This is a genomic window from Janthinobacterium sp. J1-1, assembly GCF_030944405.1.
Lineage (GTDB): Bacteria > Pseudomonadota > Gammaproteobacteria > Burkholderiales > Burkholderiaceae_D > Janthinobacterium.
On the sequence record NZ_CP132339.1, the window covers coordinates 6,612,207 to 6,631,750 of the forward strand.

The following is a 19,544-nucleotide window of genomic DNA, read 5'->3' on the forward strand; positions in this document are numbered from 1 at the left end:
CCCGGCATCTGCCGTGTCCAACACTGTTTTGGTATGAAATCGATACCTGGAAGGTATGAAAAGGAAAAAACATGGAACTACGTCATTTGCGCTACTTCGTCGCGGTGGCCGAAGAAAGGAATGTCACGCGCGCCGCCGCGCGCCTGCACATGGCGCAGCCGCCATTGAGCCGGCAAATGCAGCAGCTGGAGGAAATGCTGGGCGTGGCGCTGTTTGAAAAAGGGTCGCGCCCGCTGGCGCTGACCGAAGCCGGCAGCTTCTTCCTGGCCCATGCGCGGCCCCTGCTGGACCAGGTGCGCGACCTGAAAGCCATGACGCAGCGTATCGGCAAGCTCGAACGCACGCTGGCGATCGGTTTTGTCGCGTCCACCTTGTACGGCCAGCTGCCCGATATCGTGCACCACTACAGCGAACTGCATCCCGAGGTGGACGTCAGCCTGCACGAGATGACCACCATGGAACAGCTGGCGGCGCTCAAAGATGGCCGCATCGACGTGGGTTTCGGCCGACTGACGGGCGAAGACGCCAGCATCCGCCGCATCCTGCTGCGCGAAGAGCGGCTGGTGGTGGCGCTGCCGCCCGGCCACCGGCTGGCCGCCAGCGGCGCCGGCCTGCGCCTGACCGACCTGCTGCACGACACGCTGCTGGTCTATCCGAAGGCGCCCCGGCCCAGCTTTGCCGACCAGGTGCTGGCCATGTTCAGCGCCGGCCATTTGACGCCGGGCCGCGTGACGGAGGTGCGCGAACTGCAGATTTCACTGGGCCTGGTGGCGGCCGGCCAGGGCATTGCCATCGTGCCGGAAAGCGTGCAGGCCATGCACCACCGCAGCGTGGTCTATCGCCCGCTGGAGGACACGCATGCGTATTCGCCCATCCTGTTCAGCGTGCGCCAGATGGACCACTCACCGGAACTGGCAGACATGCTGGCCGCCGTGTACGCGATCTACGACGAGCAGGGCGTCGCGCATGTGAAGGAAAGCCTACGCGGCGTCGACCAGTAATTCCGGCCGCAACGCGCGGATGCGCAACTCGGTGAAATAGCCGCCGGCCTCGTTGTAGCGCAGGTAGTGGCGGCCGCAATTCAGGCAGCGCGCCACCTGGCTGCGGTTGGCCGGATAGTAGCGCGGCGCGATCGGCGCATCGGGACTGTCGTCGCGCGTGCCCTGCGGGTGATATTCCTTGAAACTCGGCTCGTCGTAGGCGTCAACGACCAGCGTACCCACTTCCTCGAAGCGGTCCAGCTCCAGCGAGGTGGGCAAACGCTGCCAGGCGTCGAGCGGCACGGCGCAGCAGCTGCACGGTTGCGTGATGCCGGCCGAGGTGGCGGCCAGTGTGGACAAGGTAGCAAAATCAATCAGTGACATGTATTTTCTTTCAAATGGCGGGACAAACGGCATTGCCCGCGCCGAAACCGCGCACCACATCGGCCATCTGTTTCGATATCGATTGCACGGCGCGGCGGTGGCCCTGCACCAGCTCGTCGTAGCCGGCACCCGTCTTTTCATTGGCCACCGTGCGACAGGTGACGACCTTGTTGCTGGCCAGCTCGCGCACGCTCCAGACGGCGTCGATCAGCGCATACTGGTTCATCACCGATTCGAAGCGCTGCACATTGGTGCTGATGCGGTACACCGGCAGCTTGTCCGGATACGGCGTGCGGAACACGTCGATCGCGCCCAGGTCAGCCGTGACGGCGGTCGACAGCGCCTGGCCGATCTCGCCGGCCAGCGGACCGGCCCAGCGCTGCTGCTCCAGCAGTTCGATGCGGCCCGACGGCGCCGTCACCACGAACTGGTTGCGGCTGACCTGCTGCGGCACGCTGACGGCCAGCATCTCGACATAGTATTGAACCGGCTTGGCCGGCTGCAGGTTCGACTGGCCGCCGCCGGACAGCGTATAGAAATGCTCGGGCTGCGGCGTGGAGCAGGCGCCCAGCAGCACGGTGGCCGCCAGCATGGCAAAAATCGTCTTCATTTCTTGTCATCTCCTTGTTTGCCACGGATCAGCGACTCCGGGTGGCGTTCCAGGTAATCGGTCAGGGCGTTGAGCGACTGCAGGGTTTGCGTCAGCTGCTGCAAGGCCTGGCGCACATCGGACTGCAGCGGCGAATCCTTTTGCAGTACCTGTTCGGCCGTACCAAAGGTATTTTTTGCCGCCGTCAGGGTACCGCGCATTTCCGGCACCACCTGGCTGTCGAGCTGCTTGAACAGCGCATTGGCTTGCCGGATGGTGGCGTTCAGATTATTGCCGATGTCGGCAAACGGAACCTGGTCGAGCTTCCTGGCGATGCTGGCCACCTGCGTCTGCAATTCGTCGAGCGTGTTCGGCACCGTCGGCACTTCCAGCGGATACTTGCTGGTGTCGAGCGCCACCTTGGCCGCTTTCGGGAAGAAGTCGAGCGCGATATACAGCTGGCTGGTGAGCAGGTTGCCGGTGCGCAGCTGGGCCCGCAAGCCACGGCTGACCATGCGCTCGAGCATCTGGTGGCTGCTGGAGCCTTCCGCATCGGCCACCGCCGTCTGGAAGCGCATGCCCAGGCGCGCCGGATACAGGTTCACGGTGACGGGCATGCGGAAGTTCTTCCTGACCGGATCGAATTCGATGCCCACCGAGCGTACTTCACCGAGCACGATGCCGCGGAAGTCCACCGTGGCGCCAGGCTGCAGGCCGCGCAGCGACTGGTCGAAATAAAACACCGTGGTGATGGCCTCGCCGTCCGGTGCGCGCATGGCGCTGGCCTCGTCGGGGGCCAGGCGGAAGTTGGTGTTGGCCGGCGCGGGCAGTTCGGGCTTGCGGCCGTTTTCCGCCTCGAAGGCGATGCCGCCCACCAGCAGCGCCGCCAGCGATTGCGTGTTCAGCTTGAAGCCGTTCGAGTCCAGGCGCACATCGACGCCGCTGGCATGCCACCAGCGCGCGTTCTTGCCGACGAACTGGTCGTACGGCGCATTGACGAACACCGTCATGGAAATGCCGTTGCCGTCCTTGTCCAGGCTGAAGCTGACCACCTTGCCCACGCGCAGGCGGTGGAAGAACACGGGCGAACCCACGTCGACCGAACCGAGGCTTTCCGCATGCAGGGTAAACAATTTCCCCTTCTGGTCGCCATCGACGGCGGGCGGACTTTCCAGACCCGTGAAGCTGTCCTTCTTGGCCTCGGACTTGCCCGTATCGACGCCGATATACGCGCCCGACAGCAAGGTGCCCAGGCCCGTCACGCCGCTGGCGCCGATCTGCGGACGCACCACCCAGAAGCGCGAATCGGCGGTGGCGAAGCGGCGTGCCTCCTTGCTCATTTCGATGGTCACCAGCACGCGGCTCAGGTCCTCGCCCAGGTTGATGGCGCGCACCTGGCCGATATCGACATCCTTGTACTTGACCTTGGTCTTGCCTGGTTCGAGCCCCTCGGCGCTCTTGAAGCTGACGGTCACCGTCGGCCCCTGGTCGAGGATGGACTTGGCGGCCAGGCCGGCGCCGATCAGCGCGGCCAGCAGCGGGATCAGCCACACCAGCGACGGCAGCCAGCGGCTGGCCTTGTCCACGTCCGGTTCCGGCAATTGCCGCGTATCGGGCGCGCGTACGCCCTCTTCCTTGTCAGACATGATGCTCTCCAATTGCCAGGTTTTTTACAGCGGGTTGATGCGGTTTGGCGGCCTCGTCGACCGGGTCCCAGATCAGGCGCGGATCGAACTGCATCGACGCCAGCATGGTCAGCACCACCACCGCGCCAAAGGCCAGCGCGCCCGGGCCGGCCGTGATCACGGCCAGCGCGTCGAAGCGCACCAGCGCCACCGTCAGGGTCACGACGAAAATATCGAGCATCGACCAGCGGCCGATGAATTCGACCATGCGGTACAGTTTTGTGCGCTGCTCCGGGCGCCAGCGCGAACGGCGCTGCGCCGTGAACGCCAGCAGCGCCAGGGTCGCCAGTTTCAGCATGGGCACCACCACGCTGGCGATAAAGATAATGATGGCCAGGCCTTTCGAGCCGCTGGTCCAGAAGAACACCACGCCGCTCATGATGGTGTCGTCTTCCACACCAAACAGCGAGTGGGTATACATCACGGGCAGCAGGTTGGCGGGGATATACAGGATGGCGGCCGCGATCAAGAGCGCCCAGGTGCGGTTGATGCTGTCCGGATGGCGTCCATGCAAGGTGGCGCCGCAGCGCACGCAATGCGGATGCCTGGCCGTGCCGCCAGGTGGCGCCACCAGGCCGCAGCTGTGGCAGGGTAGCAGCGCGTCACCGGGCTCGAAACTTTTGTAGCGGATGCCGGGCAAGGCCTGCCGCGCCAGGTCGTCGCCCGCGTTCCACAGCGCCTTCGGGTCGAACGAGACGACGATCGCCAGCATCATGGTCAGCGCGCCAAAGGCGAACAGGCCGGGGCGCGGCACCACCGTGGCGAGACTGGTCATCTTGATCACGGTGATCAGGATGCCGATCATCAGCACTTCCGTCATGCCCCAGGCGCGCGCCGTCTGCACCGCGCGCAGCACCAGGCTGAAGCCGGGCACTTTCACGCCCAGCCGCAGGCCCAGCGATACATACAGCAGGGAGCCCAGTTCGATGGCGGGAAACAGCATGGTAAACAGGAACACCATGGTGGCCACCACCTGCATCTGCTCGTGCCACAGCACGCGGATGGCACCCAGCAGGGTGGCGCTGGAGGTCAGGCCATTGACGTCGAGTTCGACGATGGGGAAGAACTGGGCGATCAGGAAGATGAAGGCGGCGCCCAGGGTCAGCGCCACCACGCGATTCAGGTCGGCCGACGTGCCGCGGTAGAGCACCGAGCGGCAACGCACGCAGCGCGCCTTTTCACGCGGACGCAACGGGCGCTTTCGGTACAGCACGCCGCATTCATGACAGCTGATCAGGTCGTATCTGAGCACAGTGTGTAGTTTGCCGGCACGCGGTGCGCGACTTTCCCATATCAATGCCAGCTATCATATTACAAACAGGCATTCTTCTGCGCCCCGTCGTGTCTACCGTTCGCGCAATAGCGCCTCCACCGAACGGGCGATGGCCAGGATGCGCGCGTCCCTGCCGTTCAGGCCGCAGATGGACAGGCCCACCGGCAGTTCCCCTTTGTCATGGCACGGCAGCGACAAGGCGCAGCCATCGAGGAAATTGATCACGCTGGCATTGCGCAGCACCAGGCCATTGGTGGCAAAGAAGGTCGCATCGTCGGCCTCCAGCGCCGCCACTTCCGGCGCGACGATGGCCACGCTGGGCATCAGCCAGGCGTCGTACGGCGCCAGCCTTTGCTGCGCGATGGCGCGCAAATGCGCGCGCGCGTCGAGCAGGTCCAGGTACTCGGCCGCGCCCTGCTGCTGGCCGCGCCGGATGCGGGCCGCCACGCGCTGGTCGTACTGCGCGCCGCGCGCTTCGAGCAGCTCGCGGTGCCAGTGCCACGCTTCGGCCGCCACCAGGCCGCCGCCGCCATTGATGGCCGGCAGCTGCAGCAGTTCGGGAAAATCGAACTGTTCCACCAGCGCGCCGGCCGCGCGCAACTGCGCCAGCGCGGCATCGAAGGCCTGCCGCACCTGCGCATCGACGCCGGCGCCCACAAAATCAGCGGTATAGCCGAAGCGCAGGCCGGCCAGCCTGGGCGCCTCGGTGGACAGCTCCTGGTCGGACAGCGCCGCATGCAGGATGGCGCAGCAATCGACGCTGTTGGCGATCGGGCCGGCCGAGTCCAGCGAACGTGACAGCGGCACCGTGCCCGCCAGCGGCACGGTCGCCGCCGTCGGCTTGAAGCCCGTCAGGCCGCAGAACGCGGACGGAATGCGGATCGAGCCGCCCGTATCCGTGCCCAGCGCGCCGGCCGCCATCTGCAGCGCCACCGTCACGGCGCCGCCCGAGGTGGAGCCACCGGCCACCCGGCGCTCGTCGTGCGGATTGCGCGGCGTGCCGTAATGGGGATTGAGACCCAGGCCGGAAAACGCGAATTCGCTCATGTTGCTGCGGCCCAGCAGCACGGCGCCGGCCGCCCGCAGCCGCGCCACCGCCACGGCGTCGCTGGCGGCCGGCGGCGCGTCGGTCAGCGCCAGGGACGCCGCGCTGCTGACCTGGCCGCGCACGTCGAACAGGTCCTTGATCGAAATCGGGATGCCGGCCAATGGCGACGCCACCACGCCGGCGGCGCGCAGCGCATCGCTGGCGCGCGCTTCTTTCAAAGCCTGTTCGCCGTCCAGGCTGACATAGGCATGGCCGCCCTCGGCACGGTGCGCTTCGGCGCGCGCCAGCATCGCTTGCGTGAGCGCCACGCTGGTGAGGCGTTCCGCGGCAAGGTCTGCCGCCAGTTCACGGATTGTCTTTGTCATCTCTTATCCTTCCACGGGCAGGGTTTGCACCGCATAGCGATGCCGCAGGCGGCGCTGCAAGGCTGGATCATACAGCTCCAGCTCAAAGGCGTCGCCATGGCCCATCTCGCCGATGATGGGCTGGGTGCCGCAGAACATGGCGCTGCCGACCGGCAGCGTGGCTTGTCCCGTGTAGCGCCTGATCAAATCGTCCGGCGCCAGCATGCGCGTCACCAGCCCTTCCTGGTACAGCGCGGGGGCGCCATCGCGCTCGCGCCACGCGCGCATCTGCAACTGATCCCAGTGGCCGGCCACGTCCTCGTGGCGCCACAGGGTAGCGCCCACCGGTTTGCCGCACATCTGTTTCGACACCGTCACGCCATAGCTTTCCACCTTGCGGTCGGTATGGTCGGAGCCGATGCCGACCAGCAGGCCCAATGGCGTCGAGAACAGCACGAATTCGGCCTCGCCCGAGGAGTCCGTGCCCGGCACTTCGATGGCGGCGTCGCTTGAGAGCAGCGCGGCCGCCACGCGGTAAAAAGTCGGCACGCTTTTCGGGCGCGCCACGCCGATCGCTTCCAGTTCGGCGATATGGTGTTCGACCATGGCCGCGTCGCGGCCGGTCCAGCCGGCGATGATCAGCTGGTCGATGTCAAAAGTCACGGGGCCGTGGCCGGCCAGTGTAAAGTGCAGTGTCGTCATGTCATTCCTCCAGTGGGCCACGGCCCGTCTCACGCGCGGCATAGACGGCCGCGCCGGTGACCAGCAGCGCGGCGGCCACATACAGCGACACGGCCACGGTGCTCGCATACGAGCGGTACAGGCTGGCGATGATCAGCGGTGCAAAGCCGCCGCCGATCACGCCGGCCAGGGTGTAGGCCAGCGAGGACCCCGCATAGCGCACCCGGGTCGGGAACTGCTCGATCACGAACGCGGCCTGCGGGCCGTACATGATGGCGTGGATGACCAGGCCCACCACCACGGCGATGACGATGGCGGCCGGACTGGCCGTGTCGAGCAGGGTGAAGAAGGCAAACGCCCACACCAGGCCCAGCACGGCGCCCAGCGCATACACGGGGCGCCGGCCGATACGGTCCGACAGCGCGCCGAACAGCGGTACAGCCAATGCGTTGCAGGCGGTGCCGATCATGATGGCCGTCAGGGCCAGGGTCGACGACAGGTGCAGTACGGTCGTCACATAGGTCAGCGTAAACACCACCACCAGCGCATACAGCACGTCCGAGCCGATGCGCACGCCGCCGGCGATCAGCAGGCGGCGCCAGTAGAGGCGCAGCACATCGCCGATCGGCGCTTCCGCTTTCGCATCCTGCTGGTCCAGTTCCTTGAACAGGGGCGTCTCTTCGATGCCGCTGCGTATCCACATGCCGAACACCACCAGCAGCAGGCTGGCGACAAACGGAATGCGCCAGCCCCAGGCCATAAAGTCCTCATGCGGCAGCAGGTAGGTGATCAGGCCGATGCAGCCGGTCGCCAGCAGGGTGCCGAACGACGGCCCGACCTGGGTCCACGAAGCATTGCGCCCGCGCTTGTCCGGTGCGCCATGTTCGACCGAGATCAGCACGGCGCCGGCCCATTCGCCGCCGAGGGCGATGCCCTGCACGAAGCGCAGCGCCACCAGCAGAACCGGGCTCCAGATGCCGGCCGTTTCATAAGTCGGCAACAGGCCCATCAGGCCGGTCGTCACGCCCATCAGCATCAGGGTCACCACCAGCACGAAGCGGCGTCCCAGCTTGTCGCCCAGGTGGCCGAAGATCACGCCGCCGATGGGACGCGACACATAACCGACCGCATAGGTGGAAAACGCCAGGATGGTGCCCGTCAGCGGGTCGAACGACGGGAAGAACAGGTGGTTGAAGATCAGCGCCGCCATGGTGTTGTAGACCGTGAAGTCATACCATTCCAGGGTGGTGCCGACCATGCTGGCCGTGGCCAGGCGGCCGGTCTTGGCCTTCCCGGCGGCGGCCGGGGCGGCGTGTGTATCGCTTGCCGTGGTAAATGTCGTCATTGCCTACCTCTCGTCAGTTTTTTATTGCAGCTCCGGCGCGCGGTGCGGTGCCGCGCGCCGTGGTCTGTGTCTCGTTTTATCGGTGCAGCGACAGCCGTTTTCTTACGCAGCCCGCAGGTCGGTGTCGCGCAGCTGCCACGACAACTGCAAGATGGCCGCCTCCTCAGGATCGAGGCCCAGCGCCGCGCTGGCCTGGGTCACCGCCGCCACGGCCGCGCTTTCGGACGAGGCGTCGATCAGGAACAGCGGATCGAGCACGCGGCCCTCCTTCCGCTCGGCCGGCAAGGGGCCGGACAGGTTGGCATCGGGCGTCAGCAGGCGCGCATATATCACGCCGTCGAGCTGCAGCAGCGCGCGGCCCAATTCTGCCACCCTGGCCACCGCCGCGCCGTCCTGGCCGATGGCACTGGCGCCCAGGCGCAGCACGGCCAGCCAGGCGCCCGTGCCGGCACCGGCTTCGGCCTCGATCGCGCACACGCGGCGCATCGGGTCGCGCATGCGCTCCAGGTTGGTCAATGACCACGGCGTCTGCTGGCCGAAAGCCTTGAAGTAGTCCGGCGTCTGGAAGGCATTGAGCGACGTGGTGCGGTACAGGCCCAGGTATTTGCGCGGACCGCGCACGCTCTGGTAGCGCGTGCCGCTGACGAAACCGGGGATGCGCACGCGTTCTTCCACGTGTTCGCGGTCGTACCAGCGGTTGAAATCGAGTTCGTGTTCCGGGTCGGCGCTGGTCCAGACAAACAGGATGCCGGGCAAGGTAGGGGTGGAAGTGGTCATGATAATCCGTTCGATGGTGGGTGCAGTCCCAGAATAGGGGGCGGCCCAGCGCATGGCAAACGGGTTATTCTGAACGCGACTGATAAGTTTTTCTTGTGGCTGGCCCGCTCACCCCATAAGCGTCGCCAAGTCCCAGCGTAAACCTGGCCGCCTCCTCGCATGCCAGCATGGCCACCAGCTGGATCGCTTCAGTCGTCAGGTCCTCGCTGTAGCTGATCACGATGCGCTGCGGCGCCAGTACGCTGGCGCACGGGATCAGCGCGATATGGCCCTGCTCGATCTCTTCGCGCAGGGGCGCCAGCGGCAGCACGGCGATGCCGAAGCCCGCTTTCACCAGGCGCACGATGGCCGAAATCGAGCTGACGCAATGCACCCGGCCCAGCTGCACGCCCTCGTCCTGGCACAGGGCCTTCAAGGCCGAATGCGGCTGCGAGCCGCGGTTCATGGTGATGATGGGGTGCTGCGCCAGTTGCGTCACGGTGAATGGCGTGCCGGTATCGGGCCAGTCGGCCTTTCTACCCGCCCAGCCCATGGCGATGGCGCCGCTGCCGGTGCTGCGGATATGGTCGCCCGTCAGCATGTCGGTCTGCAGCGCGATATCGAGTTCGCCCTGCTGCAGTTGCTCGTGCAGGCGGCGCGTCGATTCGGACGTCAGCTGGATCTCGATGCCGGGGTAGCGTTCCTGCACCCGCTGCAGGAACGGAATCAGCCAGGTGTGGACGATGGTTTCGATCACGCCGATGCGCACTTCGCCCGTGATGTGCGACGGCGAGGAATTGGCCGCATACATGTCGCGGCACAGTTCCAGCATGCGTTCGGCATAGCCGAGCAGGTTGCGCCCGGCGAAGGTCAGGCGGATTTCACGCGCGTCGCGGTCGAACAGGCGCGTGCCGAAGTCCTGCTCCAGCGAGGCGATGCGGTTCGAGATGGCCGCCTGCGTGATATGCAGCTTGTCGGCCGCCGTACGGAAACTGCCCAGCCGCGCGGCCCAGACAAACGCTTCGAGAAAACGGGTATTCAATTTGGCTCTTCAATCAATGAGGTTCTTCTTCACGGGTGGTGAGTTCGCCCCATTGTATGCCAAAGCACGGCCCTATTTCGCTGCCAGGAAGTCCAGCAGGGCCAGCGCCACGCTGCCCAGCAACAGCAGCACAGCCAGCACACGCATGAAGCCAAAGCTGCTGCGCGTACCGTGCTGGTGTTCCAGCCAGGCCGTCCACAGGCAGCACAGTCCCAATAGTCCCGACAGCAGGGCATACATCGCAAGATTGCTCATGGGTTCACGCGATCAGTGCGCCGATGACAATTTCATCAACACCAGTCCGGCGGCGATCAGGGCCACCGCACAGACGCGCGCCACGCTCAGCTGCTCGCCCAGAAAGACGATGCCGACCACGAAGGCGCCGATGGCGCCGATACCGGTCCAGATGGCATACGCCGTCCCCAGCGGAATGGTTTTCATCGCCATCGACAGCAGCGCAAAACTGGCGATCATCATCACCAGCGTGACGCTGGACGCCCACGGCTTCGTGAAGCCCTCGGACAGCTTCATCGAGTATGCCCACACCACTTCAAACAAACCCGCTACCAGCAAGAACAACCAGGCCATCGCACTTCTCCTTGTACCGGGCCGTCCCGGAAAACATTCCCGATCCCGGGGGAGGTCGTCCTCCTGCTCAAAAGATGGTGCCATTCTAGTTCAGTCATTTTTATAATACAACTGTTATGTTAAAAAGAATGAACATCCATGCCCTGGACGATCCACGCCAGGCCACAGGGTACGCATGCTATGATTTATGCCCTCTCCGGACGATCGACACGATGCCAAAAATTGTAGACCACGAAGCGCGCAAGGCGGAAATCAGCCGCATGATACTGCGCGCGATTGCCAAGCAGGGCATCAACAATGTCACCGTGCGCAGCATTGCAAAGGAAGGCGGCGTGAGCAGCGGCACACTGGCGCACTATTTCAGCGACAAGAACGAGATGATCAATTTTGCGATCGAAGCGCTCACCGAGGGCGTGTACGTACGCATCGGGCAGAGGATGGCGGCCTGCCGCACCGCAATGGAGAAGATCAGGGTCATCGTCGACGAGCACCTGCCCTCGCCCGCCGAGGAGTCGATGGCCATGATTTCACTGGCCTTCTGGAGCAGCGCCGTCCACGATGCGGCACTGGCCGAGCGTTTTGTGCAGATCTACGATCGCTGGCGCGGCTACCTGGAGCGCCACCTGCGCGAAGCGGTCAAGCTGGGCGAAATCGCCCCCGTGGCCAGCATCAAGGATGAAGTCGACCTGATCGTCGCCCTGACGGACGGTTTCCTGGTTTCCTACACCCTCAATCCACAGCATTTTTCAGCCGCGCGCCGCGCCAGGATGACCGAGCAGATTTTTGCGCGCCTGACTGCCTGAGACCCTGGCCTTACTTCGCTGCCAGGAAGTCCAGCAGGGTCAATGCAACGATCTTGCTGGCACGGCGCAAATCCTCCAGCGCCAGCCGCTCGTCGGCCTTTTTCGCATTCGACTCGGGCACCGTGCGCGGACCTGCGCCATACAGCACGGCGGGAATGCCATGCTCGCCGTACAGGCGCGCGTCCGCATACAGCGGCGTGCCCTGCGCGGGAATGGTCTCGCCCAGAACCGCCAGCGCATTCTTCTGCAGATTGGCCACCAGCTGTTCCGAGCCCGGCAAGGGCCGCAGCGCATGCGACAGCAGCAGCCGGCGGATCTCGATGCGGATGCCCGGCTCGCCCTGCACGGCGTCCTCGATCAGCGCGCGCACCTGCGCTTCGACCGCCACCGGGTCCTCTTCGGGAATCATGCGGCGGTCCATCTTCATGGTGACCTTGCCCGGCACCACATTGGTATTGGTGCCGCCGTCGATGCGGCCCACCAGCATGGTCGGCGAGTCGATGCCGGGCACGGTCGATTTGATTTTTTTCAGCTCGGGCAGCTGGCCGTAGAGGGCGTTCAGGATCTTGCTGGCCGCCTGCAGCGCATCGACGCCGGTTTCCGGCATGGCGCCGTGACCGGACTTGCCGTGCACCGTGATTTCCAGCTGCAGGCAGGCGTTATGGGCCGTGACGATGTTGTAGCTGAAGCCGGCCGCGATGACGAAATCGGGCTTGGTCAATTTTTGCTCGAGCAGCCAGCCCGGGCCCAGCAGGCCGCCGAATTCCTCGTCATACGTAAAGTGCAATTCCAGCTGGCCTTGCAAGGGAATGCCCAGCGCCTCCAACGCGCGCGTGGCAAACACATAGGTGGCGAAATCGCTTTTCGAGACGGCCGCCGCGCGCCCGTACAGGTAGCCGTCAACCACTTGCGCGCCATAAGGCGGATAGGTCCAGTTGTCGCCGGGCGGCACCACGTCGCCGTGGGCGTTCAGGGCCACGGTGGGGCCACCGGCCGCGTACGGCCGGCGCACGATCAGGTTGGTGATGCTTTGCATGCCATACGCCTCGACCTGCTCGCTGGGTACCGCATGCTGCTCGGCCTCCCAGCCGTAGGCTTCCAGCAGTTGCGCCACCCTGGCCGCATGCGGCGCGTTATTGCCCGGCGGCGTGTCGGTGGGCACTTGCACCACCTGTTGCAGGAAAGCGACTTCCTCGTCGAAGTGGGCGTCGATCCAGGCCGTGATTTGTTGTTCTTGCGTGCTCATTTTGTTCCTTGCAGTGTCTGTTGCAGCCAGGCGCCCAGCTCCGTGCGCTCGGCGTCCGTCATATTGGTCAGGTTGCCGATCGGCATGGCTTTCAGCTCGATGGCCTGCTTGTAGATCTGCGCCGCATGCTGGCGGATTTCCGTTTCATTATCGAGCATCATGCCGGCCGGCGCCGTGGCAAAGCCCGCTTGCGTGGGTTTCGCCGAATGGCAGGTGGCGCAGCGCTGGGCAATGATGGCATGCACGGACTTGAATTGCGCGGCCTGGTCGACCACCGGCGCGGCGGCAATGGCCACCGGCGCCTTGGGCGCGATCGCCACCGCCACGCCCACCAGCAGTGCCACGCCGAGGGCCGGATAGCGCCATTCGACGCGGCCCTTGTGGCGCAGGTTGAAGAAGTGGCGGATAGCCACGCCGGCCGCCATGATCAGCGCCAGCACCAGCCAGGCGTGATCGTTACGGTAGGTCATCGCATAGTGGTTGCTGATCATGATGAACAGCACCGGCAAGGTAAAGTAATTGTTGTGGACGCTGCGCTGCTTGGCCTTCAAGCCGTGTTTCGGGTCGGGCAGCTTGCCGGCCGCCATCGCTTCGACCATCTTGCGCTGGCCGGGTATGATCAGCATCAGCACATTGGCCACCATGATGGTGCCGATCATGGCGCCCACGTGGATGTAGGCGGCGCGTCCGCTGAGCAAATGCGTCAGCGCATAGGCGGTGGCCACGATCAGCCCGAACACCACCACGCCGAACCACAGTTCATGTTTGGCCAAGGGCGAGCGGCACAGCAGGTCGTACACGGTCCAGCCGATCACCAGAGTGGCGATGCCGATGCCGATCGCCTGGCCGCTCGACAGATCGGCGACGGACTTGTCGATCATCATGGCCTGCGCGTTGAAGTAATACGCGATGGTGAGCAAGGCAAAGCCCGACAGCCAGGTCGAATACGCTTCCCACTTGAACCAGTGCAGTTCTTTCGGCAGTTCGGCGGGCGCCACCAGGTATTTTTGCGGGTTGTAGAAGCCGCCGCCATGCACGGCCCACAGTTCGCCCGACACGCCCTTCTTTGCCAGCTCGGAGCCGGGCGCCGGTGGGCGGATGGAATTGTCGAGCCAGACGAAATAGAAGGAAGCGCCGATCCAGGCGATGCCGGTAATCACGTGCAACCAGCGGACGATCAGGTTCAGCCATTCAAGGCCGTAAGGGATCAGGTAGGCAAACACTTCCATATTATTCCTTGAGTTATTGCTGGAGCTACGGCAGAACCAATATTCGTGCCAATTTACACAAGATAGCCGGATTCATCGCCCGCCACATGAAAAATATCGTATATTTGACATATCCGAATCGATATACAACCCAGCCACCGCCCATGTCCAGCCTGCCGCAACACCTCGACCTGCACCTGATCCGCATCCTGTACCTGCTGCTGGTGGAGAAGAATGTCTCGCGCGTGGCGCTCAAACTGAACCAGCCGCAGCCGTCGATTTCCGCCTCGCTGCGCAAGCTGCGCGAGCTGACGGGCGACCCGCTGCTGGTGCGCGGCGCGCGCGGCATGGTGCCGACCCAGCATGGCGAAAGCCTGCTCAATCCCGCCAAGCGCATCCTGGACCAGACGGAAAGCCTGTTCGTGCGCAAGACGCCGTTCGTGGCGCAGGAAGAGGCGCGCACCTTCCATATCGCCGCGCCCGACTACCTGGACAGCCAGTTCCTGCCCAATGTGGTGGCGCTGCTGCGGCGCGGTTCGCCGAAAAGCCGCGTGGTGCTGCACAGCCTGGGGCCGGGCATCGACCATATCCGCCAGCTGTCCGACGGCGGCCTGGACCTGGTGATCGCCAACTGGGACGAGCCGCCCGCCCATCTGCACATCTCGAAACTGTTCGAAGATCCCATCATCTGCGCCATGCATGCGGAAAACGCCTATGCGCGCCGCACCGCCAGCGACGCGATGACGCTCGATGATTACCTGAGCCTGCCCCATGTGGCGCCCTCGCCCATGATGCCCGGCTACCACGGCGTGATCGACTCCTTCCTGGAACGGCAAAACCTGCAGCGCAATGTGGTGGTGGAATCGGCCTACTTCGGCCTGATCCCGTATATGCTGACGCAGACCGACCTGGTGCTGACCACCGGCCGCCAGTTCATGCGCTTCTATGAAAAGACCCTGCCGCTGAAAACCTATACCGTGCCGCTGAAATTTCCGCCGATGCGTTTTTACCAGCTGTGGCACCAGCGCGTGCACCAGGCGCCCGAACACAAATGGCTGCGCGACCAGGTCAGCGCGGCCGCCAAGGAGCTCATCAAGAGATAAGCCTTATCAGCGCGCGCATATAACGCACGCGGCCCCCCGGCGCTATCATCACCGCTTGCATGATTGGATACCCATGACTTCCCTTTCCGACCTGAACGCCAGCAGCGCCGAACAGTTTGTCCAGCAGCTGCACGGCATCTACGAACACTCGCCCTGGATCGCGCAGCGCGCGGCAGGCGCCCGGCCATTCGCCAGCCTGACGGCCCTCAAGCGCGAACTGCAGCGGGTGCTGGGCCTGGCCTCGCCCGACGAACAGCTGGGCCTGATCCGTGCCCACCCGGAACTGGCCGGCAAGGCCGCGATTGCCGGCCAGCTGACGGCCGAGTCCACGCGCGAGCAGGCGAAATCCGGCCTGCACCTGTGCAGCGCGGAAGAATTTTCCACTTTGCAGCGCCTGAACGCCGACTACAACGCCAAGTTCGGCTTCCCCTTTATTCTGGCCGTGAAAGGCCCGACCGGCGAAGGCCTGACGCGCCAGGACATCATCACCACCTTTGCGCGGCGCCTGAAAAACCGCCGGCCCGACGAGCTTGCCGAATCGCTGCGCCAGATCAAGCGCATTGCCGAACTGCGCCTGAACGACCTGCTCGATGTCCGCCTGACCTTTGGCCCGGCCATCATGCGCCACTGCGAGGCCCTGGCTGCGCACAGCGACAGCATCTACAACCTGACCTGCGCCTACATGACGCCGGCCCACCAGCAGACGGCCGCGCAACTGGCGGCCTGGATGCGGGAGGCCGGCATGCAGGTGACGGTTGACGCGGTCGGCAATGTGGTGGGCCGTCATGAGTCGCATGTGCCGGGCGCGAAGACCCTGATGACGGGCTCGCACTACGACACCGTGCGCAATGGCGGCAAATACGATGGCCGGCTCGGCATCGTGCTGCCGATCGCCGTGGTGCGCCACCTGCATGAACAGGGCGAACAACTGCCCTTCCACTTCGAAATCGTCGGCTTTGCCGAAGAAGAAGGCGTGCGCTTCAAGAGCACGTTTTTGGGCAGCACGGCCGTGACGGGCAAGTTCGACCTGTCCTTGCTGGAGCAGCGCGACGCCGATGGCGTGAGCATGCGCGACGCCCTGGGCGCGGCCGGCCATGACGCAACCAGGATCGGCGCCATCGCGCGCGATCCCGCCGACCTGCTCGGCTATGTGGAAGTGCATATCGAGCAGGGACCGGTGCTGCTGGAACGCGACTTGCCGCTGGGCGTGGTGACGGCAATTGCCGGCAGCTCGCGCTACCTGGTCAGGCTTGATGGCATGGCCAGCCATGCCGGCACCACGCCGATGACCATGCGACGCGACGCGGCCAGCGCCGCCGCCGAGATCATCCTGCTGGTCGAGCAGCGCTGCAACCAGGGCGAAGCGCTGGTCGGCACCGTCGGCCAGCTGAACGTGCCGAATGGCTCCGTCAACGTGATCGCCGGCGCCTGCCAGCTGTCGCTCGATATCCGCGCCGCCAGCGACGCGGTGCGCCAGGCTGCCGTCGACGATATCCTGGATGGCATCGCCGCCATCTGCGCGCGGCGCCAGATCGACGTCGGCCTCGAACTGCTGCTGTCGGCCAGTGCGGCGCCGTGCGCGCCATGGCTGATGACACAGCTGGAATCGGCGGTTGCCGCCGTCGACGTTGTGCCTTACAGCTTGCTGTCCGGCGCCGGCCACGACGCCATGGCGATGGCCGCCATCACCGACGTGGCCATGTTGTTTACACGCTGCGGCAATGGCGGCATCAGCCACAATCCGCTGGAAACCATGACGGCCGATGACGCCGATATCGCGGCGCAGGCGCTGCTGCATTTCCTGCGTAACTTCCAGCCAAAAGTTTAAAGATGCTGCTGGCGCCACAGCGCCAGTTCTTCGGCGACATGGCTGATCAAGGGCGCCCAGCCACCGATGGCCGGCTGGCGCAACAGCCGCATGGCCGGATACCACGGCGTATCGAGGCGGCCACTGAACCAGCGCCAGTCCGGCAGGTAGTCGGGCAGCAGCAGCCAGCACGGTTTACCGAGGGCACCAGCCAGGTGGACCACGGCCGTATCGACGCTGATCACCAGATCGAGGTTGGCGATCAGCGCGGCCGTGTCGGCCATATCGCCCAGCGCCGCACCGCCGGCGGCCAGGGTGATGGCGGTCGACACATCGTTCTCGCCCGCGCCCTTTTGCAGGCTGACAAATTGAATACCATCCACCGCCGCCAGCGGCGCCAGCGCATCGAGCGAGGCCAGCGACCGCGCCTCGTCGTTTTCAAATTGCGCATTGCCCTTCCAGGCCAGCCCCACGCGCAGCCTGGCTGGCGGCAAACGGCCGGCCCAGTCCTGCACCGCCAGCGTCTGCGCACGCAGATAGGCGGCGGATGACGGTATGGTGTCAAGGGTGGTGCCACACAGGCCGGGCAAGCTCAATATCGGCGCCCAATAATCCCAGCCTTCGGCTGGTATGGCTGCGCCGATCGCCAGCACGGTATCGACATCGACGAGGGTCTGCAATAGCGCCTGCAGCGGCGCATGGCACAGGATGGAGACGCGCACGGCGCCAAGCTGGCGCAGCACGGCCACATAGCGGCACAGCAGCAGCATGTCGCCCATGCCCGCCTCGGGACAGATCAGGATGGCTTTGCCGGCCAGCGCCTCACCGTGCCAGCGGGGAAAACGAAAATAGTCGCCAAACGCGGTCGGCTGCGGACGCGCTTCGAGCATCCGCCAGCCTTCAGGCAACCGGCCCTGGCGCAGCAGCAGATAGGCCAGGTTGTAGCGCGCATTGGCATAATCACCATCGAGTTCGATGGCATGGCGGTGGCAACGTTCGGCCTGGGTCTCGCGCTGCAGGGAGGCCAGCAGCGCGCCGAGATTGGACCAGGCCGACGGCAGTTCCGGCGCCAGCGCCAGCACGCGCCGCATCAGTCGCTCAGCCTCCAGCGGACGGCGCAGCCGCATCAACAGCGCCCCGAGGTTTTGCAGCAAATGCACGTCGTCGGGCGTTTGCGCGAGCGCCCGCAGATAATAACTTTCCGCTTCCTCGAACCAGCCCTCCTGCTCGCGCATCCAGGCCAGGTTAGCCAGCGCAAACACGTTGCATGGGTCCGACTGCAAGGCCAGCTGGAAGGCCGTTTCGGCCCCTGGCGCATCGCCGGCGGCCAGCCGCTCGCCGCCGCGCAGGGCGTGCGCGGCGGCGAGCGGCAAGATGGCGTCAGGTGAAATCATGGTGCCAGCATAGCACCGCCAGAGTTACACGGCCACCGCCCGCTCCAGCATCGCCAGCAGCAGCACATTGCAGCCCGCTTCCAGGTGGCCAGGTTTGGCGTCCTCGATTTCATTGTGGCTGATGCCGTCCTTGCAGGGCACGAAGATCATGCCGGCCGGCGCCAGGCGGGCCGCATAGATGGCGTCATGGCCCGCGCCCGAGACCACGTCCATCACGGAATAACCGAGTTGCTCGGTGGCGTTGCGCACGGCGCCCACGCAGTCGGGGTGGAACGGCGTCGGCGCAAAATACGATACCTGTTCGAGGGTGATGGCCAGGCCGGTTGTGGCCTGCGTGCGGCCGATAAAAGCGCGGATATCGGCATCCATGGTGTCGAGCAGCTCGTCATTCACATTGCGCAGGTCGATGCTGAATTTCACTTCGCCAGGGATCACATTGCGGCTGTTCGGGAACACCTGCACCATGCCGACCGTGCCGCGGCCATATGGCGGATAGCGGTGGGCAATCGCGACGACTTCCTGCATGATGCCGGTGGCCACCTGCAGCGCATCGCGGCGCAGGCCCATCGGCGTGGGACCCGCATGCGCCTCCATGCCGTTGACGGTGCAGTCGTACCAGCGCAGGCCCATCACGGCCGGCACCACGCCGATGACTTTATCGGCGTCTTCCAGCACGGGCCCTTGCTCGATATGGGTTTCAAAATAAGCGCCGATCGGATGGTCGCCCGGCACCTGCGGGCCTTTGTAGCCGATGCGCTCGAGCTCTTCGCCGACCGTCTTGCCTTCGGTGTCCTTTGCCGCGTAAGCCGTTTCCAAAGAAAACGCGCCGCAGAAGACGCCCGAGCCCATCATCACCGGCACGAAACGCGAACCCTCTTCATTGGTCCAGAAGGCCACTTCGATCGGCGCCTGGGTCCTGATCTTCAGGTCGTTCAGGGTGCGCACCACTTCCAGTCCCGCCAGCACGCCGTAGTTGCCGTCGAACTTGCCGCCGGTAGGCTGGGTGTCGATATGGCTGCCCGTCATCACCGGTGGCAAGGTATTGTCCACGCCGTCGCGGCGCATGAAGACATTGCCGATCTGGTCGATGGTAATGCTCATGCCGGCCTCGCGGCCCCAGCGCACCACCAGGTCGCGGCCCTGCTTGTCGAGGTCCGTCAGCGCCAGGCGCTTGACGCCGCCTTTTGCCGTCGCGCCGATCTGCGCCAGTTCCATCAGGGAGTCCCACAGGCGTTCGCCGTTGATACGCAGTTCAGTCATAGTCAACT

Annotated in this window: 19 protein-coding genes; 4 read left to right on the forward strand and 15 right to left on the reverse strand. The window is 64.9% G+C overall.

Annotated elements, in window-relative coordinates:
* Positions 1 to 71 precede the first annotated feature (71 nt).
* Positions 72 to 1,001 (forward strand): LysR family transcriptional regulator, encoded by a 930-nt coding sequence (locus tag Q8L25_RS30150; protein ID WP_308922895.1) that lies wholly within the window; start codon positions 72 to 74, stop codon positions 999 to 1,001.
* On the opposite strand, the gene Q8L25_RS30155 is transcribed toward Q8L25_RS30150, so the two are convergent.
* From Q8L25_RS30155 to Q8L25_RS30205, 11 genes are all read right to left on the reverse strand, one after another.
* Positions 981 to 1,364, reverse strand: a complete 384-nt coding sequence (locus Q8L25_RS30155) for a hypothetical protein (protein ID WP_308922896.1) — start codon at positions 1,362 to 1,364, stop codon at positions 981 to 983. The two genes, Q8L25_RS30150 and Q8L25_RS30155, sit on opposite strands and share 21 nt — an antisense overlap.
* A 10-nt stretch (positions 1,365 to 1,374) precedes the next feature.
* Positions 1,375 to 1,974, reverse strand: a complete 600-nt coding sequence (locus Q8L25_RS30160) for a PqiC family protein (protein ID WP_308922897.1) — start codon at positions 1,972 to 1,974, stop codon at positions 1,375 to 1,377.
* Positions 1,971 to 3,599 carry an MlaD family protein gene (locus tag Q8L25_RS30165; protein WP_308922898.1) on the reverse strand — a complete coding sequence of 543 codons (1,629 nt, stop codon included), beginning with the start codon at positions 3,597 to 3,599 and terminating at the stop codon, positions 1,971 to 1,973. The genes Q8L25_RS30160 and Q8L25_RS30165 overlap by 4 nt, the downstream gene beginning before the upstream one ends.
* A complete protein-coding gene (locus Q8L25_RS30170; RefSeq protein ID WP_374694217.1) occupies positions 3,592 to 4,851 on the reverse strand; it encodes a paraquat-inducible protein A in 1,260 nt (419 codons plus the stop codon). Before Q8L25_RS30170 ends, Q8L25_RS30165 begins: the two co-directional genes overlap by 8 nt.
* A 132-nt stretch (positions 4,852 to 4,983) precedes the next feature.
* Positions 4,984 to 6,324, reverse strand: a complete 1,341-nt coding sequence (locus Q8L25_RS30175) for an amidase (RefSeq protein WP_308922900.1) — start codon at positions 6,322 to 6,324, stop codon at positions 4,984 to 4,986.
* 3 nt (positions 6,325 to 6,327) lie between these two features.
* The gene (locus Q8L25_RS30180; RefSeq protein WP_308922901.1) at positions 6,328 to 7,005 is read right to left on the reverse strand and encodes a DUF2848 domain-containing protein; all 678 of its coding nucleotides are present in this window, start codon (positions 7,003 to 7,005) and stop codon (positions 6,328 to 6,330) included.
* A 1-nt stretch (position 7,006) separates the two neighbouring features.
* Complete coding sequence (locus tag Q8L25_RS30185; RefSeq protein WP_308922902.1) at positions 7,007 to 8,329, reverse strand: MFS transporter; 1,323 nt, start codon at positions 8,327 to 8,329, stop codon at positions 7,007 to 7,009.
* 102 nt (positions 8,330 to 8,431) lie between these two features.
* A complete protein-coding gene (locus Q8L25_RS30190; protein ID WP_308922903.1) occupies positions 8,432 to 9,106 on the reverse strand; it encodes a DUF4286 family protein in 675 nt (224 codons plus the stop codon).
* A gap of 64 nt (positions 9,107 to 9,170) precedes the next feature.
* Entirely contained in the window at positions 9,171 to 10,127 is a 957-nt protein-coding gene (locus tag Q8L25_RS30195; RefSeq protein ID WP_308922904.1) for a LysR family transcriptional regulator, read from the reverse strand.
* Between the two features lie 72 nt (positions 10,128 to 10,199).
* Complete coding sequence (locus Q8L25_RS30200; protein WP_308922905.1) at positions 10,200 to 10,382, reverse strand: hypothetical protein; 183 nt, start codon at positions 10,380 to 10,382, stop codon at positions 10,200 to 10,202.
* Between the two features lie 12 nt (positions 10,383 to 10,394).
* Positions 10,395 to 10,715: a multidrug efflux SMR transporter gene (locus Q8L25_RS30205; RefSeq protein WP_308922906.1), complete on the reverse strand. Its 321-nt coding sequence runs from the start codon at positions 10,713 to 10,715 to the stop codon at positions 10,395 to 10,397.
* 212 nt (positions 10,716 to 10,927) lie between these two features.
* On the opposite strand from Q8L25_RS30205, the gene Q8L25_RS30210 reads away from it, so the two are divergent.
* Positions 10,928 to 11,518 carry a TetR family transcriptional regulator C-terminal domain-containing protein gene (locus tag Q8L25_RS30210; protein WP_308922907.1) on the forward strand — a complete coding sequence of 197 codons (591 nt, stop codon included), beginning with the start codon at positions 10,928 to 10,930 and terminating at the stop codon, positions 11,516 to 11,518.
* Between the two features lie 10 nt (positions 11,519 to 11,528).
* On the opposite strand, the gene Q8L25_RS30215 is transcribed toward Q8L25_RS30210, so the two are convergent.
* Together Q8L25_RS30215 and Q8L25_RS30220 are read right to left on the reverse strand one after the other, a co-directional pair.
* Positions 11,529 to 12,764 (reverse strand): M20/M25/M40 family metallo-hydrolase, encoded by a 1,236-nt coding sequence (locus tag Q8L25_RS30215; protein ID WP_308922908.1) that lies wholly within the window; start codon positions 12,762 to 12,764, stop codon positions 11,529 to 11,531.
* On the reverse strand, positions 12,761 to 13,993 hold the full coding sequence (locus tag Q8L25_RS30220) for a urate hydroxylase PuuD (RefSeq protein WP_308922909.1): 1,233 nt from the start codon (positions 13,991 to 13,993) through the stop codon (positions 12,761 to 12,763). Before Q8L25_RS30220 ends, Q8L25_RS30215 begins: the two co-directional genes overlap by 4 nt.
* A 143-nt stretch (positions 13,994 to 14,136) precedes the next feature.
* Between Q8L25_RS30220 and Q8L25_RS30225 the strand changes: the two genes are divergently transcribed.
* Together Q8L25_RS30225 and Q8L25_RS30230 are read left to right on the forward strand one after the other, a co-directional pair.
* Entirely contained in the window at positions 14,137 to 15,075 is a 939-nt protein-coding gene (locus Q8L25_RS30225) for a LysR substrate-binding domain-containing protein (RefSeq protein WP_308922910.1), read from the forward strand.
* Positions 15,076 to 15,148: 73 nt separating this feature from the next.
* Positions 15,149 to 16,903 carry an allantoate amidohydrolase gene (locus Q8L25_RS30230; protein ID WP_308922911.1) on the forward strand — a complete coding sequence of 585 codons (1,755 nt, stop codon included), beginning with the start codon at positions 15,149 to 15,151 and terminating at the stop codon, positions 16,901 to 16,903.
* Here the strand turns inward: Q8L25_RS30230 and Q8L25_RS30235 are convergent.
* Both Q8L25_RS30235 and Q8L25_RS30240 read right to left on the reverse strand, forming a co-directional pair.
* Positions 16,900 to 18,276: a tetratricopeptide repeat protein gene (locus tag Q8L25_RS30235; RefSeq protein ID WP_308922912.1), complete on the reverse strand. Its 1,377-nt coding sequence runs from the start codon at positions 18,274 to 18,276 to the stop codon at positions 16,900 to 16,902. The two genes, Q8L25_RS30230 and Q8L25_RS30235, sit on opposite strands and share 4 nt — an antisense overlap.
* A 24-nt stretch (positions 18,277 to 18,300) precedes the next feature.
* A complete protein-coding gene (locus tag Q8L25_RS30240) occupies positions 18,301 to 19,536 on the reverse strand; it encodes a Zn-dependent hydrolase (RefSeq protein ID WP_308922913.1) in 1,236 nt (411 codons plus the stop codon).
* Positions 19,537 to 19,544: the final 8 nt, after the last annotated feature.

What these genes read in the sequence shown, in the direction of transcription:
- Q8L25_RS30225 (WP_308922910.1), top strand. Translation starts at nt 14,137, where the DNA reads ATGTCCAGCCTGCCGCAACACCTCGACCTGCACCTGATCCGCATCCTG.
- Q8L25_RS30230 (WP_308922911.1), top strand. Translation starts at nt 15,149, where the DNA reads ATGACTTCCCTTTCCGACCTGAACGCCAGCAGCGCCGAACAGTTTGTC.
- Q8L25_RS30190 (WP_308922903.1), bottom strand. Translation starts at nt 9,106, where the DNA reads ATGACCACTTCCACCCCTACCTTGCCCGGCATCCTGTTTGTCTGGACC.
- Q8L25_RS30180 (WP_308922901.1), bottom strand. Translation starts at nt 7,005, where the DNA reads ATGACGACACTGCACTTTACACTGGCCGGCCACGGCCCCGTGACTTTT.
- Q8L25_RS30175 (WP_308922900.1), bottom strand. Translation starts at nt 6,324, where the DNA reads ATGACAAAGACAATCCGTGAACTGGCGGCAGACCTTGCCGCGGAACGC.
- Q8L25_RS30220 (WP_308922909.1), bottom strand. Translation starts at nt 13,993, where the DNA reads ATGGAAGTGTTTGCCTACCTGATCCCTTACGGCCTTGAATGGCTGAAC.
- Q8L25_RS30185 (WP_308922902.1), bottom strand. Translation starts at nt 8,329, where the DNA reads ATGACGACATTTACCACGGCAAGCGATACACACGCCGCCCCGGCCGCC.
- Q8L25_RS30150 (WP_308922895.1), top strand. Translation starts at nt 72, where the DNA reads ATGGAACTACGTCATTTGCGCTACTTCGTCGCGGTGGCCGAAGAAAGG.
- Q8L25_RS30215 (WP_308922908.1), bottom strand. Translation starts at nt 12,764, where the DNA reads ATGAGCACGCAAGAACAACAAATCACGGCCTGGATCGACGCCCACTTC.
- Q8L25_RS30235 (WP_308922912.1), bottom strand. Translation starts at nt 18,276, where the DNA reads ATGATTTCACCTGACGCCATCTTGCCGCTCGCCGCCGCGCACGCCCTG.
- Q8L25_RS30160 (WP_308922897.1), bottom strand. Translation starts at nt 1,974, where the DNA reads ATGAAGACGATTTTTGCCATGCTGGCGGCCACCGTGCTGCTGGGCGCC.
- Q8L25_RS30210 (WP_308922907.1), top strand. Translation starts at nt 10,928, where the DNA reads ATGCCAAAAATTGTAGACCACGAAGCGCGCAAGGCGGAAATCAGCCGC.
- Q8L25_RS30200 (WP_308922905.1), bottom strand. Translation starts at nt 10,382, where the DNA reads ATGAGCAATCTTGCGATGTATGCCCTGCTGTCGGGACTATTGGGACTG.
- Q8L25_RS30205 (WP_308922906.1), bottom strand. Translation starts at nt 10,715, where the DNA reads ATGGCCTGGTTGTTCTTGCTGGTAGCGGGTTTGTTTGAAGTGGTGTGG.
- Q8L25_RS30240 (WP_308922913.1), bottom strand. Translation starts at nt 19,536, where the DNA reads ATGACTGAACTGCGTATCAACGGCGAACGCCTGTGGGACTCCCTGATG.
- Q8L25_RS30155 (WP_308922896.1), bottom strand. Translation starts at nt 1,364, where the DNA reads ATGTCACTGATTGATTTTGCTACCTTGTCCACACTGGCCGCCACCTCG.
- Q8L25_RS30165 (WP_308922898.1), bottom strand. Translation starts at nt 3,599, where the DNA reads ATGTCTGACAAGGAAGAGGGCGTACGCGCGCCCGATACGCGGCAATTG.